The organism is Shinella lacus, from assembly GCF_010994755.1.
In the GTDB taxonomy this organism is placed as follows: Bacteria; Pseudomonadota; Alphaproteobacteria; order Rhizobiales; family Rhizobiaceae; genus Shinella; species Shinella lacus.
The window spans coordinates 425,665-441,927 of the sequence record NZ_WHSB02000005.1; the positions used below are offsets into that span (position 1 = coordinate 425,665).

Annotated in this window: 22 protein-coding genes, 1 tRNA gene and 1 pseudogene; 9 read left to right on the forward strand and 15 right to left on the reverse strand. The window is 58.3% G+C overall.

Annotated elements, in window-relative coordinates:
- Window positions 1-130 precede the first annotated feature (130 nt).
- Complete coding sequence (locus tag GB927_RS16540; RefSeq protein ID WP_256118367.1) at window positions 131-316, forward strand: helix-turn-helix domain-containing protein; 186 nt, start codon at window positions 131-133, stop codon at window positions 314-316.
- Between the two features lie 255 nt (window positions 317-571).
- On the forward strand, window positions 572-1,048 hold the full coding sequence (locus GB927_RS16545; RefSeq protein ID WP_256118277.1) for a hypothetical protein: 477 nt from the start codon (window positions 572-574) through the stop codon (window positions 1,046-1,048).
- A gap of 200 nt (window positions 1,049-1,248) precedes the next feature.
- Here GB927_RS16545 and GB927_RS16550 read toward each other — a convergent pair whose 3' ends face one another.
- From GB927_RS16550 to GB927_RS16600, 11 genes and pseudogenes are all read right to left on the reverse strand, one after another.
- On the reverse strand, window positions 1,249-1,500 hold the full coding sequence (locus GB927_RS16550; protein WP_256118278.1) for a DUF982 domain-containing protein: 252 nt from the start codon (window positions 1,498-1,500) through the stop codon (window positions 1,249-1,251).
- An 88-nt stretch (window positions 1,501-1,588) separates the two neighbouring features.
- On the reverse strand, window positions 1,589-1,756 hold the full coding sequence (locus GB927_RS16555) for a hypothetical protein (protein WP_256118279.1): 168 nt from the start codon (window positions 1,754-1,756) through the stop codon (window positions 1,589-1,591).
- Window positions 1,757-2,569: 813 nt separating this feature from the next.
- Window positions 2,570-2,794: a hypothetical protein gene (locus tag GB927_RS16560; protein WP_256118280.1), complete on the reverse strand. Its 225-nt coding sequence runs from the start codon at window positions 2,792-2,794 to the stop codon at window positions 2,570-2,572.
- A 302-nt stretch (window positions 2,795-3,096) separates the two neighbouring features.
- Window positions 3,097-3,291 (reverse strand): hypothetical protein, encoded by a 195-nt coding sequence (locus GB927_RS16565; protein WP_256118281.1) that lies wholly within the window; start codon window positions 3,289-3,291, stop codon window positions 3,097-3,099.
- A 253-nt stretch (window positions 3,292-3,544) separates the two neighbouring features.
- Window positions 3,545-3,763: pseudogene (locus tag GB927_RS34555) on the reverse strand (ATP dependent DNA ligase); the annotation flags it as partial.
- Window positions 3,764-3,808: 45 nt separating this feature from the next.
- Window positions 3,809-4,174 carry a hypothetical protein gene (locus tag GB927_RS16575; RefSeq protein ID WP_256118282.1) on the reverse strand — a complete coding sequence of 122 codons (366 nt, stop codon included), beginning with the start codon at window positions 4,172-4,174 and terminating at the stop codon, window positions 3,809-3,811.
- A 255-nt stretch (window positions 4,175-4,429) separates the two neighbouring features.
- Window positions 4,430-4,735: a hypothetical protein gene (locus GB927_RS16580; RefSeq protein ID WP_256118283.1), complete on the reverse strand. Its 306-nt coding sequence runs from the start codon at window positions 4,733-4,735 to the stop codon at window positions 4,430-4,432.
- Between the two features lie 104 nt (window positions 4,736-4,839).
- Complete coding sequence (locus GB927_RS16585; protein WP_256118284.1) at window positions 4,840-5,511, reverse strand: SOS response-associated peptidase; 672 nt, start codon at window positions 5,509-5,511, stop codon at window positions 4,840-4,842.
- A 9-nt stretch (window positions 5,512-5,520) separates the two neighbouring features.
- Window positions 5,521-5,910, reverse strand: a complete 390-nt coding sequence (locus tag GB927_RS34290; protein ID WP_305111726.1) for a hypothetical protein — start codon at window positions 5,908-5,910, stop codon at window positions 5,521-5,523.
- 46 nt (window positions 5,911-5,956) lie between these two features.
- Complete coding sequence (locus tag GB927_RS16595; protein ID WP_256118286.1) at window positions 5,957-6,199, reverse strand: hypothetical protein; 243 nt, start codon at window positions 6,197-6,199, stop codon at window positions 5,957-5,959.
- The gene (locus GB927_RS16600) at window positions 6,196-6,924 is read right to left on the reverse strand and encodes an ImuA family protein (RefSeq protein ID WP_256118287.1); all 729 of its coding nucleotides are present in this window, start codon (window positions 6,922-6,924) and stop codon (window positions 6,196-6,198) included. Before GB927_RS16600 ends, GB927_RS16595 begins: the two co-directional genes overlap by 4 nt.
- Before the next feature lie 418 nt (window positions 6,925-7,342).
- On the opposite strand from GB927_RS16600, the gene GB927_RS16605 reads away from it, so the two are divergent.
- Window positions 7,343-8,092, forward strand: a complete 750-nt coding sequence (locus tag GB927_RS16605) for a DUF5131 family protein (protein WP_256118288.1) — start codon at window positions 7,343-7,345, stop codon at window positions 8,090-8,092.
- On the opposite strand, the gene GB927_RS16610 is transcribed toward GB927_RS16605, so the two are convergent.
- On the reverse strand, window positions 8,047-8,985 hold the full coding sequence (locus GB927_RS16610; protein WP_256118289.1) for a three-Cys-motif partner protein TcmP: 939 nt from the start codon (window positions 8,983-8,985) through the stop codon (window positions 8,047-8,049). The two genes, GB927_RS16605 and GB927_RS16610, sit on opposite strands and share 46 nt — an antisense overlap.
- 163 nt (window positions 8,986-9,148) lie before the next feature.
- Here GB927_RS16610 and GB927_RS16615 point away from each other — a divergent pair, with 163 nt between their 5' ends.
- Complete coding sequence (locus GB927_RS16615; protein ID WP_256118290.1) at window positions 9,149-9,610, forward strand: hypothetical protein; 462 nt, start codon at window positions 9,149-9,151, stop codon at window positions 9,608-9,610.
- 95 nt (window positions 9,611-9,705) lie between these two features.
- On the opposite strand, the gene GB927_RS16620 is transcribed toward GB927_RS16615, so the two are convergent.
- Complete coding sequence (locus GB927_RS16620; RefSeq protein ID WP_439655500.1) at window positions 9,706-11,643, reverse strand: hypothetical protein; 1,938 nt, start codon at window positions 11,641-11,643, stop codon at window positions 9,706-9,708.
- A 563-nt stretch (window positions 11,644-12,206) separates the two neighbouring features.
- Between GB927_RS16620 and GB927_RS16625 the strand changes: the two genes are divergently transcribed.
- Together GB927_RS16625 and GB927_RS16630 are read left to right on the forward strand one after the other, a co-directional pair.
- Entirely contained in the window at window positions 12,207-12,419 is a 213-nt protein-coding gene (locus GB927_RS16625) for a helix-turn-helix domain-containing protein (RefSeq protein WP_256118291.1), read from the forward strand.
- Between the two features lie 330 nt (window positions 12,420-12,749).
- Window positions 12,750-13,265: a hypothetical protein gene (locus GB927_RS16630; protein WP_256118292.1), complete on the forward strand. Its 516-nt coding sequence runs from the start codon at window positions 12,750-12,752 to the stop codon at window positions 13,263-13,265.
- 102 nt (window positions 13,266-13,367) lie between these two features.
- On the opposite strand, the gene GB927_RS16635 is transcribed toward GB927_RS16630, so the two are convergent.
- A tRNA-Ser gene (locus GB927_RS16635) sits at window positions 13,368-13,457 on the reverse strand.
- 238 nt (window positions 13,458-13,695) lie between these two features.
- Here GB927_RS16635 and GB927_RS16640 point away from each other — a divergent pair.
- From GB927_RS16640 to GB927_RS16650, 3 genes are all read left to right on the forward strand, one after another.
- Complete coding sequence (locus GB927_RS16640) at window positions 13,696-14,016, forward strand: hypothetical protein (protein ID WP_256118293.1); 321 nt, start codon at window positions 13,696-13,698, stop codon at window positions 14,014-14,016.
- Window positions 14,017-14,058: 42 nt separating this feature from the next.
- Complete coding sequence (gene msrA, locus GB927_RS16645; protein WP_256118294.1) at window positions 14,059-14,709, forward strand: peptide-methionine (S)-S-oxide reductase MsrA; 651 nt, start codon at window positions 14,059-14,061, stop codon at window positions 14,707-14,709.
- A gap of 230 nt (window positions 14,710-14,939) precedes the next feature.
- The gene (locus GB927_RS16650; RefSeq protein WP_256118295.1) at window positions 14,940-15,932 is read left to right on the forward strand and encodes a BMP family lipoprotein; all 993 of its coding nucleotides are present in this window, start codon (window positions 14,940-14,942) and stop codon (window positions 15,930-15,932) included.
- Window positions 15,933-15,992: 60 nt separating this feature from the next.
- On the opposite strand, the gene GB927_RS16655 is transcribed toward GB927_RS16650, so the two are convergent.
- The gene (locus GB927_RS16655) at window positions 15,993-16,226 is read right to left on the reverse strand and encodes a SlyX family protein (protein ID WP_256118296.1); all 234 of its coding nucleotides are present in this window, start codon (window positions 16,224-16,226) and stop codon (window positions 15,993-15,995) included.
- Window positions 16,227-16,263 lie beyond the last annotated feature (37 nt).

The window sequence follows — 16,263 nt, forward strand, 5'->3', positions numbered from 1 at the left end:
TTGCAATCGACTCGAAGGGCGATATAAGACTTTATGTCAGATATTCGACCTTGCTGCAACTCGAGATCAAACGTTGGACTTTATGTCGATAACGCCCGCGCAATGCCGCGCCGCCCGCGCTCTCGTTGAGATGGATCAGAATGAACTGGCGGCGCGCGCCTCGGTCTCCCGCGGCGTGATAATCGATTTTGAGAAAGGCCGGCGGACGCCAGGGCGGAATAACCTGGCGGCTATCCGGCAGGCGCTGGAGGCGGCTGGTGTGCAGTTTTTTGGGGGAGGGCTGGAAAGAGACGAAGGGGTCAGTCTGAGCCGGTAGCAATTAGTGCTCCCGCAGAGGAGGCGACGTGCCCACTCAATGACGCCGGTGATCAACAAGCAGGAAGCTTGGACGCTCAGAACGTGTATTGGTCCCCGTTTGTAATCTTGGCGGGCTTATGCTTCACTATACGAGAAGCTAGAGAGGCCATCGGCAATACTGATTTTGAGAACGTCTTGGTTTGCCGGCGGGAACGTTTGAACAAAGCAGAAGGACGGGATTTCTCGTTTCAAACTCGAGGCCATGGGGGCAAATATGCACAAAAACGCACAGAAAATTGAAGGAAAACCAGTTGGACAGTCTGTTGCAAGCCGCCAAGACGATTTGCAGGGGATAGAAGGTGATAGTGAAAGCTGGCCTTTTGGAGAAGTGACCATCGGAAATGGCAGCATAGTTTTCTGCAAATTACTGGATACTTGGCTCACGGTATTTAGAGCCGAGGGCAAAGCTTTTGCTACGATCAGTTTCAAGATCAAGGCTCTCGGTTGGTATACCCGAAAAGCGTTTGTGAACCCACCGGGCGGGCTCGGTGTCAAGGCGACATTTTACGTGAACGGCGCCCCCTTGGACCAAGTTACCTTCCGCTTGATGGATCAATGGTGCAATGATGATGGAAGGCCGGAGATAGATCGGGTCGAGATAGACCCTAACACCTTTTCGCTTATTGGCGGTTGTTCGCTTGAGATTGACGAATCGAAGACATGGCATAAGTGCGGTGTCTTCCCAGGCTGAAACCGACGCCGATAGCGGCGGCGACACGTGAGGGTCACGCGCCGCCAGCAGGCCCCCGGATCACCGACCCTGCGCCTCGGCCTATTGGCTCGACCTCGGCCCGCGTACCCTTTCGGGCGTCGAAACCTCGCACATCATTTCAAGCGCGGAAAGTGTCTTTCAAAGCCGTCCCTGATTTGACCGCTAAAACATTCTGCTGGTCACATTTGACGAGTGGATACGCCTGCCTCTTCGGCTGCTTTTAGGAACGCCTTGCGTGCAACCTCCGGATCCTCGGTGCCTTGCAGTACCGCGAGGCATGCCGCCTTTGCCCGCTTAAGAGCCTTTCCATGGTTCAGCGGCCAGTGGTCCAGCAGCACGCGCGCCGCTTCCGCCGTGCTGGATATCGTCAGGTAGGCGCCCAGCTTGTGCGTTTCGAATGTGATCGGATCATTCCACCTTCCGGTTTCCAAGGTGCGCCTCACGATAAACAAAATGCCCCGCACGGGGCGGGGCAAAGGGGAGCTGAAGCGTGAACTGCCGTCGCCCGGTTTTGTTCCGTCAAGCCGCGTCGGACTTGCTCTCGGGCACTTCCGTTGGTTTGGTCGATGCTCGGTTTTCAACGATTGCCATGTCGATGAAATAACAGAGCAGTGCGTTCTCCTGCCGCGCTGCCAACAGCTTCGCCATCAACAGGAGATGGCTTATTTCCCGCTTTGCATTCTGCATGTGTGTCACCTCCAGCGTTGCAAAAGTAGTGAGATTTGCAACTCTGAGGGTGCGCGCTTGTGCCTAAGGAGAACTTAATATGCAGCCTGGCCCCAAATTTGTTCGCTAGATCGCCCGTCGCCGATAAGCGCTGACGTTACGCCGCGAACGACTGAGGCAGCCCAGATGGGCGAGACGGTGGCGTTCGCGTCAAATCGCCTGTTTTTTAAAAATGTTCTCGCACTTCCCCACGATGTCGGGCAAGCGTCGCCTCCTATTTCCAAATTCGAAGGCGACGCCCGCTCGTTTCTGCGCAGAGCGTTCCTTGCTTGCAAAATTGGGCAAGGCGGTGGGACGGTAGCAGTTAGGTCGCGGGCCCGCTTTCAAAACCGTGCCGTTTTGTCATGAGCGTGCCACATTGAGAGCCTCACCACCTTTTAGTCGGTTCAAATGAGGGTAAGCGCTCCAAGAACTGCCATGAAACCGAGGAAAAGAATCGCGGCGATTGCGAGGGCCACGGACAGGCGACGGCCGATGACAACTCTTGATTTCTTCTCCATTGCGTGACCTCAGAAACCCAAAGTTACGTTAAAGGGGGGCGTAAGCGGTTCGGGCAACGCCCCCCGATGCGGCCGTGGCTGGGAGACCAGCAAGGCTATCGGCTGAGGAACTAGCCTTGCTTGGCCACCGTACCCAACTGGCCCGTGACCCGCTTGTTCCCGATATCTGCACAAGAAAAACCCCGCGGTAAGGCGGGGTCAAGACAGTCGATGCACTCAGGTGAAGCCCGATTATGTCTCGCGTGCAGGGAAAGTCAATTTTGAAAAATTGAGATCACGAGCGCGCGTAGCATCTTCGGGCGACTGCCACGATCTCGTCATAGTGCCGCTGTCGATCGAACTGGCCTGCCTCGAAGGTCGAGAAGAGGTACTTGGCGAAACCTTTTTTCGCCTCCTCGGTCCGACGAAACCAATTCTGAGAAGTGATCTCGTCGTAGACTGTCTTGAGTTCGGTTAGTTCGCCCGGTTCGTAGGCCTGGCTGCGTAGGGAGACATTCATTTGGTCCCTCCTTATTTTGAGCAAGTCCCTTCGAAATCCAGCGATGGTGCCTGTTTCGCTTCCTCGCGTGCACACAACCATACGCCATTTATGAGGGAAGTCGACTCGTATGCTCGTGAGGCGCGAACATCATGAAGTGCTTATATCTTTTCGTGATTGCGATTATGGCTGTGGCTAGAGTAGCCCTGTTTGCTTTGAGCGCATCGGAGCCCCTGGGCAGGAAAAGAAAAACCCCGCCTGAGCGGGGTTGAGAAGACTTCCATTAGGTGCGCGTGGAAATATGCGGCCAACGACTGGCTCTGTCAATTTTCCGTCTCTTCATCTGGCACCTTGCCGTCGTCAAGAGCGTGTCTCGCGAGCCGCATTTCCTTCAGCCGTCGGCTTTTAGCCTCTCGCGCAGCGCGCTCAATCTCTGCTTGCTCACGTGCGACGCGAGCGCTTTCGTCAAGATTGCCCCAGAGCGAACCGAACGGCTTGCGATCTTGCTTTTTGGACATCGTTTTGATCTCCCTGCTATTCCTTTTTCCTTCCTCTAGTGCGGTGCAGCGCTTTTCGCGCCCCGGCAGTCCGTAAGGATATTGACGAGCCGCCGCGTTTTCAATTTTCGCGGCGGATTAGGCCCGGAGACCGGCGATGGCAACAGAACGTTGACACTGGCGCGTCGCGATGTAGGCTATCTGTGTTGATGAGTTGCGACGTCGACATGCGCGCCCGGTCGGTGCTGCTGGAGCAGCCCGCCGGGTCTTTTCTGATTGGCGGCGACGTTACGGCCATGGTGTCCATTTGCTTCCGAAGCGCAGTCGCGGACGCCGAGGAAAACCCCGTCCCCACCCCGCCGACATGGACGAGCCCGTCGCCCTGTCGAGCTGCCAGCAGCAGCCGACCGATGCCGCCGAATCCGTCGGCCGAGCGCTCGTAGCCGACGATGGCGAACCCCTCTGACTGCACGCACTTGATTTTGAGCCATTCGACGTTCCGCCGGTGCAAGCTGCTAATCTAAGGCCGTAGCGACCTTCAGTTTGACGTGCCATCCGGCGTGACAGTTTGGCTTTCACCGCCAGTGCCGGACTCCGGGGTGGGGTCGCGATCAGTGGGGACGGTCTGAGTGGCGCCCGGTACTGAGTTGTCGATCGTGTCTTGGGTCGGTTCGCCGGAGGTCGTCGTCGTTTGCCGAGCGTTCTCAGGGGATGGGTCGATATAATTGCCCCACAATTCAACCACCGCCCATACTACGACGACGAGCGCCAAGCTTGTGCCGAGAACCGCCAGCACAGGAAAGCCGCGGCCACCCTGACGAGTCTCCGCCGCGGAAAAATCTTTTCGAACGGGGTCGTGGGTACGCGAGATCGGATCTCCGCGTTCGTCTTTCTGGTGGCTCATCTATGCAGCTCCTTTGTGGCGTGTTCCAAACCACCCAAGCCCAAGAAAAGGTTCACGACACGTGGTCGCGAAGGCCGTTTCCCCAACGTTTGAGCAATCTTTACAAAAAGGCCGCCTCAGTTTTCCTGAAGCGGCCCGGAATTCGCGGTCAACTGGTTGGGGACCATGACAGAGTGCAGACTGCTTGACCGCAATGCTTGAACGGCACCATTGCCCTTAGGTTCCGGCGAGTGCTTTTTTTTTCCGATCGTTTTACTAAGACGAGAACCGGGCTCTCTTGCGATCCAATGCAATTTTGATGTCGCGGATTTGGTCGGCAGCCTCAAGCAGGAGAGTTTTGAATTCTTCGTCCGTCAGCTGGCAGACCATTCCAGTTGAGGTGATAATGTCGATCGCGACATCAGAGTCGGCGGCTGCCTCAACATTACCCAGGGCTTCGCCACCTTCCTGGATCGTGATGTAAGCTCGGGTCAACAGCAGTAGCTTCTCAGAGTCGGAGAGTCGTCGAGCGATGTTAGCGGCATGCACCAATTCTGCGACGACGTCGGAAATTGCCTTCAAGCGAGTTGGCCTTCGAGAGAAGAAAATGCCCCGCGCGGGGCGGGGCAAGTGCTGAACTGAAAGTGGATTGGCCAACACTAACGCGGCGCTTCAACAATTGTTCCCTATAATGAGTTTACGATCGGCGCCGGCTGGCCGGTGAAGCGGGAGCTGTTGACCTCTCGGCTTACGCGATGCATCCGCACATCAGCGTCGATGTTCCGACCAAGCAGCATGCCCTTCAAGCTCTCAACCGGCGTTGCCGGATTGAGCCATACGTCGAACACCGCCGGGTCGAGAATGACGGGCATCCGGTCATGGATCTGGTTGATGGGGGCGACGGCCGGCGCCGTCACAATCGTGCAGCTCGTGACGTCGAGCTTGCTGTTATGCGCCCATAGGCCTGCAAAGGCGTACGGCGCCCCGCCCGGCATCTGAATAAGCCACGGATCCTTCCCACCGTCATCGGCTTTGGTCCATTCATAGAAGCCATCAGCAGGGATAAGGCAACGCCGCACCTTGAAGGCGTCCCGAAATGCCGGAGAGGTGTCGACCGTTTCGATGCGGGCGTTGAACATCGCCGCCTTGGGCATCTCCTTGGCCCAGTGGGGAACGAGCCACCACCGGCCGTCTTGGACAATCTGTTCACCGCTCTCATCGTGCCGGATAAATGGCACTGTCTGCGTCGGCGCGATATTGTATCGGGCCTCAGTGTTTCGGCTTTTGATATTGTCGGTGAGGCGGTAGAGCGCGACCAACTCGCGCCAGGACAGCATTTGCGTGAACCGTCCGCACATATCTCCCCCTCAGCCCTTCAGCTTTCGTATCGCGACGCTGGTCTGGTCTCCGAAATGCATCGCCAGGATGTGATGGTCCGCCAAGGAAGCGATTGCCACGCAGGCCTCGCCCTCATCCCACCCTGCCGCGACGGCTTTCCAGACCAGCGCCTGAAACTCGGCTTCCAGCTCCTGTTCGCATCGAACGAACCGGTTTTCGCCTTCCTCTGTCGGGATCGGTCCACGGATAGCCATGAGTGAAGGATAGGGCGGGTGCGTCAGCTCGACAAGGAACCATTTGCGGTGGGTTTCCCCGGCTCCTTGTATGGGTAGTGCTCCCAGCACCACCAATGCATCGGCGCTGACTTCGAGGACGCAAATCCAAAGCCGCCCCACTTGGTACAGCCCGGATGCTCGCAATGATGCTCGTATATGCCAGGCGGGGTCGTTCTTGTTGTGTCGTCGCTCACGTCTTCCCCTTATCGATCAGAATATTTGCGGCGAGCAAGCAAGGAAAGTTCGCTTCGCATCGGTCGGTCCCGTAGAGGTCGCAACCGATGGCGAGCCGGCGGCGGATTTCCATGAACTCAATGCGGGCGCCGAACTTCTTCACCAGTGCCTTGCGGTCGTAGACGCCGTGCCGGTCGCAACGTCGGCAGTCCATGTCGATGGTCTCCCCGCGGAAGTCCTTCAGCTTTGGCCGCGTCATCGTGCCATCCTCCATTGATCCTGGCTAGCGCGGGCCACCTCCATCCGGCCGTGCTCATCACAAGCGCCGACCTCGATATCGAAGCATTCGCCGGCACGGGCGCGCATCAGTTCAAGAAACCACCTTGCGCGGCCAACGCCGGCCACCGGGAGGCGTTCGGAGGGCATGATGGATATTCGCCACCGGGTGGCCGAGGCGGTGGGCTGGCCAAAGTCCGTGGCCTCCGCCTGCCGGCGCCATCGGCGGATGATAAGCCCCATCGTGCCCGACTTCTCGGCCGCCAACTGGAGACGGCGAGATGCCACCATAGGCAGGCGAACCAGTTCGGCAACCATTACCGCAACGCCTCCGAAGCGAAGTATCTCTTCCGCGCTGTCGAGGACGCCATCCTCGTTGTCGCTGTGCACGAATGTCACCCGGCCCATACAGAGCCCTGCCTGCGCAATCGCAGGGGCGAACAGATCATCTCGCACCATGCACCACAGCACCGGCCCCGTTGTGCGTGCGGCTATCCCGGCGGCGAACAGAGGGGCAGCGGCACCTGTTACCGCGTCCGCACCGCCGCCGGCTATCTCGTGCGTCGATCCGAAAGCCAGGCCACCATTTAAGCGGTCATCGATCTCAGGAATGCCAAAGGCCAGGCGGGCACGTTTTCTCGCATGACCGCCGGCAATCTTGTCGATCTGCTCTTGAAGCTCGGCAATAACGCCCGCGTTCTGCCGCATCGCTTACGTTGCCTCGGTCGATGCCACGTCCCGGTCGGCCCGGGGACGCCAGCCGCGGGCGAAACCGCGGCTCATAGCACAGCCGGCGACATCCAGTTGCCAACGGAGATACGCGCAATCGGCCAGAAGCGTGGCGATCGTGGCGCGGACATTCCCATTATGCCAAGCGAGAGCAGCATCAATTTCCGAAGGTGCTTCAGTTTGTTTCTCGGGCGGGCGCACGTCGTCGTTCTCCTGTGTTCGGTGCCACAGCAGGCATGGAAATATGATTTGCGGGTTGGCGTCGCGATGGCGCCGTGTTCTTAGTATGTTCTCCCTGGGAAAAGAGTCAAGGCGCTGAGAAGATAATCCTAGGCTCTCCATTGGCGAAAAAATTAATGGCCTTTGATACAATGCCGGATAAGTGAGAGGGGCGCCCATGGCCGAAACATCAATTGAATGGACCGATGCGACGTGGAACCCGGTGGCCGGCTGTACCATCATGAGCGCCGGCTGCACGAACTGCTACGCCATGCGGATGGCGGCTCGCCTCGATGCAATGGGCGTGGAAAAATACCGGGGCCTGACGCGCAAAACGGGCCGGCGGGCGAAGTGGACTGGAGCCCTGTATCTCGATGACAACGCGCTCGGAATTCCTGCGACTTGGTCACGACCGCGCAACGTGTTCGTCAACTCGATGTCTGATCTGTTTCATCCGGACGTGCCGATCGAATTTATTCGTAAGGTATGGGCTGCAATGTCTGCGACGCGGCGGCATACCTATCAGATTTTGACTAAACGGCCTGATCGAATGGCCGAGATTCTCCGCGACGGTTTTGATGTTTTGCCGAACGTTTGGCTAGGCGCCAGTGTCGAAGACAACCGCGTGCTCCACCGGCTCGACGACCTTCGAGAAGTTCCGGCCGCCATTCGTTTTGTGTCTTTTGAGCCGCTAATCGGCTCGGTCGCCGGCGGTCGTCTGGAAGGTATCCAATGGGCAATTGTGGGCGGAGAGTCCGGCCCTCAAGCTCGGCCCATGAATCCGGCGTGGATCGATGAGATTTTTGATATGTGCACAGACGCGAACGCCTCATTCTTTTTCAAGCAGTGGGGTGGAAAGAACAAGAAGGCCGCCGGCCGCTCCTACCGGGGTCGAACCTGGGACGAGATGCCAGCTTTGAGTATGTGACCGGCAATTTGCCTTGCCAGCTTGTTCGCAGCCTTGCTTGGATTTGATACAGCAAAGAACAGAGAAGCCATCGGCGCACCATTTTTGTGGCGCAACCGGAGAGGGGGCAGGACGCTGCCCCTAAACGTCGAGCTGAGGTGGTCGTGCACCCACTTTTCGATGACATCGACTGTCGCGACGCGCCGCTCCTTGGAGGGGATCTGGTTGCCCCATAAGTCAATCTGGTGGCTCTGCGCCTCCATGGCGTACCACTCCTGCCGCCAACGGTCCGTGCCGAACACCCTTGTCAAAGCCTCAGATTTGCCGTCGTCAAGGTCCAGCGGATCATGCGGCGCATTTCGGTAGAGACCCGACAAAGGAAAGAAGTACCAGCAATCAAGTGCCTCGGTTCGCGCGATCGCTTCGACGGTCTTCCAACTCACCTCCATGCCGTATGGGTCAAGAAAAATCACTCCTCGAATTCGTTCCTGTTGCCACCTGTACCTCGCGCAAAGCGCCTGCACGATGTCGTTCGCGTCACCCTCCCGGATCTGTGCCCGACAGTCCGGATATTCGGCAAGAACCGCTTTGAGCGCGGCTACTTTGGCGGGATCCTGTTCAATGAAGACGTTTGCGTGAAATCTAGGCTCAGTCTCGAGAGCGATCCGCGCTGAACCTGGCGTCGATACTTCTTCGAGAACCTCCACTCCATTCTCCATGAAGGGGAGCGCTGCTCGAGTTTCCGTGCGGTTGCCAGTACCGGCGAATGCATCGATGTATATCCGCGCGAAATTCTGCTTTTGAAGTGCGATGGAGTAATACTTGAGATACTCGCGGAGGCAGTGCAATTTTCGCTCGGTTTCCGAGCTCCCGAAAAAATGGTGAAGGGCGGCGTTAGGAGTGGTTTCGTTCAACGTCTCCTCCAGTCGACAGATTATGTCTCGGCGAGCGGCATGCCGGCAAATCGGCGGCATGTGCAATTGACATGCGATAGACTTACAGGTTGCATACGCAAGTCAAGCTTACTTTGCGGTGCGTGGAAATTGAATTTTGCAGTGGCTGTTTTTAGAGGGTTCGGTGACCGATAATATCGACCATTTCAACGAGATCGTGGGGCTGGTGTTTGACCAGTTGTACCGATCATTTCCTATCGAAACGGACATTGACGAAGAGGCCATCGCAAAGGCTCTGGGCATCGAGATCATCGACAACACGCCTGATGACTGGCCGGCTCCCAAAATATTGAACTACGGAGTGGTGAGAGAGGGAGTGCCGTTCCGGCTCTTATTATATGCAACCCTACGCTGGCTCAACTCTGAAGGTTTTACTACTGGGAGAGGGGAGTATTCTCAGATGAGTGTTTGCCTGTCGGCCAAGGCTCTAACCGTTCTCAATGCCTCGCCTTCTGCTTTGAGCCAAAGTCTGGGGGCAAAGCTTGGGGAGGCAGTGAAGGGCGCAGGCACCGAGGCCGGACGATCGGTTATCGGCGAAACGGTTGGCCAGATCATCGGAGGCTTCACCAAGAGCATTTTAAGTTGATGCAACTCTAGCCAATCGTTCCCGCTTTCCGCGGGATGCGATCCATCAGGTTCTCTCGGTCCCCGGCAGGAGTGTCGACTTTTCACAAGAGGCGATCATTCTTCACCCCACATTTGGTTCAGGATCTTCGCCGCCATAGCCGCCTTGTCCTGGGGAAAGAAGCGGCCGTAGTGTTTCATGACCGTTTCGGGAGTGTCCTGAATGGCGTAGCTGGCTTGCTCGTACGAGCCCGTCTTCTTGAGGACGTGGGTGGCCAGGACATCGCGCACAGAATGCGGCCCATGAGGTAGAAGACCAGCGATCGCCCCGCGGCCCGTATAGGGGTTGTAGATACCGTACCGTTGGATTGCCAGCCGCCAAGCCTCGTAGAACGTCGCCTCATCGTATGCGGCGGATGAGGTGTTTCGCTTGGTCGATTTGACGAAGAAAGTCCCTGGATCCTTTGCCGGCCCTAAGAGCCGAGGCCTATGGCGTTCAATGTACGCCTCAAGGTGGGTGTACAGCCCGGACAGGTCATCGAGAAGTAGCCGGAAAGGGTTGGAGCCGAAGAAGGACGAGCCGGCGTTCTTGAAGGCGATAGCGGGGATGTAGACCTCCCATTTCCCTTCACGGAAATTCCACCGCAGCTCGCCGCACCGTCGCTCCGCAAGGCGCCGCTCAGAGGTGGGAAGCGCATCGCGATGGCACAACAACAACTCGCGAAGATTCCGCTGGCGGAGCCCCAAATGAAGACCCAGGCGCAGCATAAGATACGACCTACACGCCTCCGCGGCGGCCATTGGAAATTCTCCTTCATCTGGTAGCCGGCGCAGAATCTCGTCAGTGATCTTCCGATATTCAAGAACCGGATTTGCGGACTCGAGAATAGGCAGGATTGGTTCGAAAGGGTCTCTGTGCACCCGGGCAACCTGCTGCACCTCGGAAAACCGAACCGTCGCGTGCTTCCTGAGGTTCTCGCAGGTGCCTTGCCAGTCTAGTTGCGCGGTAGCAATCTCCTCCTCATCAATTATCGCGGGAATTGGCGTCAGCCGCTTAGCGAGGTCTGGACGCTGCCTAAGCCACCCTGTGTCTTGCTGCACGAGCTCGATCGCCGAGCTCAGCATGTTGCACTCCCACACGGTGAAGAACCCGCGGCGGCGCTCCCGCCAAGTCAAGTACCAGTCCCACACGCCGGGGAATGCCAGCAGCGCCAGCGTCAGGTCAGACATCGGTGCGCCGGCGCCGCATACTCGTCCTGATGGCTGTGAAGAGAGTGCCCCAAGTAGCAGGCCGAAGTGCTCGATCTTTTGAGCGGCGGTGAATTGCCCCCACTTCTTGTTGCGCAGCATTCCTTTCTCCGTCAGCGTTGCCGTCTTGAAACGGACAAGGTCGCGCATCTCTGCCGCCAAAGTCGCCGGGGCAGTGCGCCGCCTGCTCGTCTTCTGTGCTGCTCGGCGCTCAAGTGCAGGAAACCTTATCCCAAAGCTCTCACTGATCGTACCGGCCTGATACCGCCGGTAGTCCGTCGTTCTGGAAATGACGTTCTCGCGCACCCATTGAATTATCTCTGCCCGCTTCTCCGGGGGTATCTCATTGAAGTCGTCGGGCAGGTGCCACGCCAGGCGCCTTCTCTCTGCCGGCCCCACGGATAGTCCCGTTTCATGGCCCAATAGCGCTCGCCCCTGATGCGGGAGTTTCATCTTGAGATATCCCTCTTTCAATCCGTACCGCACCTCGATCCGGCGCAAGATTTCGACGCTGAGAACACCGCGGGGAACCTTGGTGCCACGCAACCACGTTCTCAGGGTCGTGGCGTTAAAGCGATCTCCCTGAATCACAATATGCTTGTGAAGAAAGGAGGCCGTTTCGCCGTGGCGCTGCATCTGGAACTTCAGCGCTTCGCGAAATGTGGGCGGGTCATACTCACTATCGAAGCGGGCAACAGCCGGTGTCAGGGTCGCCAACTCGGCAGCCACGTCACGAGTACGACCTGACTGATATTTACGGGTTGTTTTTGTCGCTGTCGGGTGCTGGAGAATCCATTTTTCGATCACGAGAAGGCCGACTTGGATGTTTCTGCACAGGTTGACTGGAAAATCTCCGTCCGCCCCACATGCCAACGAAATAGCGCGCCAGTCAGGGCGACCGTACCGTTTCGGGGGAGGAGCTCGGAAGACCACGAGGCCGAGTAAATAGCTGGTTATGCTGGCACACAGCTCGGGGCTTGTTATTGGAGCGATGCGCGCTTGGCAAAAGGCGGATACGCTGACTCTAATATCCTTGGAATTTACTTCTAGCACTACAATTTCCTAAAGCGGCCAAGGCGTTGGTGGTTGGCACAATCCCCGGAGGCTTGTCGTGCTTCGCCCTGGTGTTGAATTATGAGAGCAATCTAGATCTCATAAATCTCATATATTTCAACATGTTATGTTCACATCTGCCGCCATAGCTGAATGCGAGCGAAACCGTCAATGCGGGCTAGGGGCTATCCCGCCAATAGGTTATTTTTGTCATTCGGCGACGCTGCCATGGGGACGCGCACTTACCTCATGCGACAGGACACGGCTCCTAACCGGCGCAAGCGGCAGCAACTCAAAGAAATGAGGCAGAAAAAAAAATGACGGAACCGGATGGCCGACCGCCGGAAGGCGACCTTTTGATGGGTGCTGACGCCATTGCCCGATTCCTCGGGATCTCGCGGCGCCAGGTTTACCGCCTCGCCAATGACGGGATTATGCCGTCGTTCAAACTCGGAGGGACGGTGGCGGCCCGACGGTCTTCGCTCACCCGTTGGCTCGAGGATCTCGAGAAGCGCCCCGCCGGCGACTAGTCTCCTTTAGCCCGCACGCCGACGCCGTTTCCATCGTCGGGCAGGAAGGTGCACCCTGCCGATTGAAGCGCATTCAAAACTGCCTGCACATTTGCAACAGTGCTGGTCCCCGTCCCTTTTATTTCCATACGTTTGATTGTCTGCACCGATAGGCCTGACGCCTCCGCCAGTCGCCCCTGCGACCAAGCGAGAAAACCACGCGCAGCCCTCATTTGTCCTGAAGAAATCATGTTTTGCTCCTTTCTGTACAACGTTTGGCACTTTTTGATTGCCAAAGAGTTAAGCTTCTTGTACAGATCGTACCACACATGAAACAAAAGAGGCGACAAAATGCGCAATGAGCACAATATACTTGCTGTAAAGCTCTCCCCTGGCGCCCTGGCTTTCGGTGGCGAGCAGGTCCTAATATCGGAGATCTTCCCGCAGAGTTTTACTCCGGGGGAACTTCGAGCGCGTCTCGAGGACATCCACGGTATGTTACCGCTCGCAGAGATTTACGTTGCCGGGCAAGGGCCCTTGCGGACGAGAGAGAACCAAGCGCTCTACGATTGCACCCTTGGCTTCGCCAAAGAGAATGGCTTGTCATTCGCGGAGGTGGCCGGCGCACACTACCGCGGCGCATTCACGGGAAACACGCAAAGCAGCGGTGCAATGGTACTCGAGGAGGCCACACGGCTGAACTTGGGCGCCCGCACAGTGGCCGAGGCAGAGGCGATCGCTCTTTACCACTTCGCCCTAGATGGCATTCCGCCAAGTCTGCGCGTTGCGCAGCAAGCTTCATCTCTTCGAATGGCTTTACGCAATCCGCCGGTCAGTTTTTTTTCGGATGGAAGGGAATATGCGTAGCAATCGCAGCAATCGTCAGCGCCGCAAATATGGAAGGAAATAGGGATCAAATAGCAACCACTCGAGAATTCGAAGCCAATTCAAGTGCTTACGGAAATGAGATGGCGGACAGAGCGGGATTCGAACCCGCGATAGAGTCTCCCCTATACACACTTTCCAGGCGTGCGCCTTCAACCACTCGGCCACCTGTCCATCCGCTCGCAGCCGTCGGTCAATCCGGCGCGGACCGCTTTCCTGTTTCCATTCCGGCGAGACGGCGCGATATATACCGAGGTTTCACGCGGGATCAACCGCTTTCTGACAGATTCTTGAAGGTTCTTTCACGCACAGGTGCGAAGGATTGCAGAAGGTTGGCCGTCTTCCTATTTATAGGCAGGAATGAAGCGGAGCGAAATCGAGGCTCCCGCAGGCGGCACCAGGAGGGTGCGCGATGATACGATTCGTCTTGAGGGCCATCAGTCTTGTTGCCCTGGTCATCGCCGTCATGGCGGGGACGATCGACGCGATCCAGTCGGTTTCGGCCTCCGAGCCGGTGCTGACGCCCCTGGCAGTCGCATGGAGTACCGCGAGCCCCGATACGATCGCGCTCGTTGCCGACGGCATCATGCGCAATCTTCATCCCTATGCGTGGGATCCGGCGGCGATGTGGGTGCTGTCCCAGCCGGCCTTCGCCGTACTGCTCGCCGTCTCGCTGTTCTTCTGGGTGATCGCTTACAAGCGCCCATCCCCCGCAGGCCGCTTCTCCGCCTGACACCAACCCGCCGCGTTTCGCGGCCCGGCCAGGAGGCCAGATATGTTCCTGATCGACATGTTCAACAAGAAGACCACCATGCCCGCGCCGGACGCAGCCCTGCCCGGCCGCGACCAGCCCATCCCGACATCCGCCACCCATTTCGTCAATGGACGCCCGCTGCAAGGCCCCTATCCCGAGGGTTTCAAGACCGTGCTGCTCGGCATGGGCTGCTTCTGGGGTGCGGAACGCGCGCTTTGGAAGATCCCCGGCGTATGGGTGACGGCGGTCGGCTATTCCGGCGGCTTCACGCCCAACCCGACCTATCACGAGACGACGACGGGGCTGACCGGCCATACCGAAGTCGTGCTGGTCGTCTATGACCCGGCCACGGTCTCGCTGGAAACGCTGCTGAAGACCTTCTTCGAGGTGCACGACCCGACCCAGGGCATGCGCCAGGGCAACGATATCGGCACGACCTACCGCTCGGCGATCTATCTCGACGACGAGGCGGACCTTGCCACGGCGCGCCACGCGCGAGACGTCTACCAGGCGGCGCTGACGGCCGCCGGGCGCACGGACCGCATCACCACGGAGATCGCCAAGGCGGGGCCGCTCTACTTCGCCGAGGACGTGCACCAGCAATATCTCGCCAAGAACCCGGGCGGCTATTGCAGCATGCGCGGCACGGGCGTCGCCTGCGCCATCGGCTGATTTCACAGATTTTTCATCGGGCTACCGGCCGCCGGGAATGGGGTTTTCCGCCTTCATTCCCGGCGGCTCATATTTTTTACCAACTGAAAAATTTCTGGTGAATTTTTCCCGGAGCCGTGCAAGGATGCCGCCAGCCTGACCCAAGGGAAAGGGTCGGTGGCTCCGTCGCGCGCCTTTTCGGGCGGTGCGCGGAAGGTCCCTATAAAACCAATAGCGAACAGGGCTGCACAATGAAAAAAACCCTTCTCACCCTTCTTGCCACCGCCGCCATGTCGGCCGGTGCCTTTGCCGCGGACATCAAGCCGGCGATCATCTACGACCTCGGCGGCAAATTCGACAAGTCGTTCAACGAAGCAGCCTATAATGGCGCGGAAAAGTTCAAGGCCGAGACCGGCATCGAATACCGCGACTTCGAAATCGCCAATGACGCGCAGCGCGAGCAGGCACTCCGCCGCTTCGCCAGCGACGGCAACAACCCGATCGTGATGGCCGGCTTCTCCTGGGCTGCCCAGCTTGAGAAGGTCGCAGCCGAATATCCCGACACCAAGTTCGCCATCATCGACATGGTCGTCGACAAGCCGAACGTACGCTCGGTCGTCTTCAAGGAAGAAGAGGGCTCGTGGCTCGCCGGCATCATGGCGGGCATGGCCTCGAAGTCCAAGACCGTATCGTTCGTCGGCGGCATGGACATTCCGCTGATCCACAAGTTCGCCTGCGGCTATATCGGAGGCGCCAAGTCGCTCGGCGCTGACTACAATGTCCTCGAAGCCTATACAGGCACGACGCCGGATGCCTGGAACGACCCGGTCAAGGGCGGCGAAATCGCCAAGTCGCAGTTCGACCAGGGGTCTGATGTCGTCTACCATGCAGCAGGCGGCACGGGCGTCGGCGTTCTCCAGGCTGCGGCTGACGCCGGCAAGCTGGGCATCGGCGTCGATTCCAACCAGAACGCCCTTCACCCCGGCAAGGTTCTGACCTCGATGCTCAAACGCGTCGATGTCGCCGTCTACGACGCCTTCATCTCGGCCAAGGACGATACGTTCAAGCCCGGCATCAACGTGCTCGGCCTCAAGGAGAACGGCGTGGATGTCGCCATGGACGACAACAACGCCGCACTCGTCACCCCGGAAATGAAGGCCGCCGTCGACAAGGCGCGCGCCGATATCATCGCCGGTACGGTGAAGGTGCACGACTACATGTCGGACGAAACCTGCCCCTACTAAGCGGCATTGACGGCCCGTTTGCGTGAAAGCAGACGGGCCGATTCCATTTTCCCTTACGCCTTAATAGTGCGGCGGGCGGGTAATGGCCGGGGCTTCCAAGGACCCCTCTTCCAGCGTGAGGAAACGTTCCGTCAACCGGTCGAGCTTCGAGCGGACCTGTTCGATCACGCGCCACTGCTCGGCGAGCTGGTCCGACATTTCCTCGATCGTCTTTGCCTGGTGGGCTATGTGCTCCTCCAGGCGGGCGATGCGGTCGTCTTCGGGAAGATCGGGCGTGGTCTTAGACGGTGTCATGGGCTGGTCCTCGTCGCTCGCTGCCGGCGGCCCGAGC

Excerpts from the sequence above, each read along its gene's own strand:
- GB927_RS16540 (WP_256118367.1), top strand. The coding sequence starts at position 131 with ATGGATCAGAATGAACTGGCGGCGCGCGCCTCGGTCTCCCGCGGCGTG.
- GB927_RS16545 (WP_256118277.1), top strand. The coding sequence starts at position 572 with ATGCACAAAAACGCACAGAAAATTGAAGGAAAACCAGTTGGACAGTCT.
- GB927_RS16555 (WP_256118279.1), bottom strand. The coding sequence starts at position 1,756 with ATGCAGAATGCAAAGCGGGAAATAAGCCATCTCCTGTTGATGGCGAAG.
- GB927_RS16560 (WP_256118280.1), bottom strand. The coding sequence starts at position 2,794 with ATGAATGTCTCCCTACGCAGCCAGGCCTACGAACCGGGCGAACTAACC.
- GB927_RS16565 (WP_256118281.1), bottom strand. The coding sequence starts at position 3,291 with ATGTCCAAAAAGCAAGATCGCAAGCCGTTCGGTTCGCTCTGGGGCAAT.
- GB927_RS16575 (WP_256118282.1), bottom strand. The coding sequence starts at position 4,174 with ATGAGCCACCAGAAAGACGAACGCGGAGATCCGATCTCGCGTACCCAC.
- GB927_RS16585 (WP_256118284.1), bottom strand. The coding sequence starts at position 5,511 with ATGTGCGGACGGTTCACGCAAATGCTGTCCTGGCGCGAGTTGGTCGCG.
- GB927_RS16595 (WP_256118286.1), bottom strand. The coding sequence starts at position 6,199 with ATGACGCGGCCAAAGCTGAAGGACTTCCGCGGGGAGACCATCGACATG.
- GB927_RS16600 (WP_256118287.1), bottom strand. The coding sequence starts at position 6,924 with ATGCGGCAGAACGCGGGCGTTATTGCCGAGCTTCAAGAGCAGATCGAC.
- GB927_RS16605 (WP_256118288.1), top strand. The coding sequence starts at position 7,343 with ATGGCCGAAACATCAATTGAATGGACCGATGCGACGTGGAACCCGGTG.
- GB927_RS16625 (WP_256118291.1), top strand. The coding sequence starts at position 12,207 with ATGACGGAACCGGATGGCCGACCGCCGGAAGGCGACCTTTTGATGGGT.
- GB927_RS16630 (WP_256118292.1), top strand. The coding sequence starts at position 12,750 with ATGCGCAATGAGCACAATATACTTGCTGTAAAGCTCTCCCCTGGCGCC.
- GB927_RS16640 (WP_256118293.1), top strand. The coding sequence starts at position 13,696 with ATGATACGATTCGTCTTGAGGGCCATCAGTCTTGTTGCCCTGGTCATC.
- msrA (WP_256118294.1), top strand. The coding sequence starts at position 14,059 with ATGTTCCTGATCGACATGTTCAACAAGAAGACCACCATGCCCGCGCCG.
- GB927_RS16650 (WP_256118295.1), top strand. The coding sequence starts at position 14,940 with ATGAAAAAAACCCTTCTCACCCTTCTTGCCACCGCCGCCATGTCGGCC.
- GB927_RS16655 (WP_256118296.1), bottom strand. The coding sequence starts at position 16,226 with ATGACACCGTCTAAGACCACGCCCGATCTTCCCGAAGACGACCGCATC.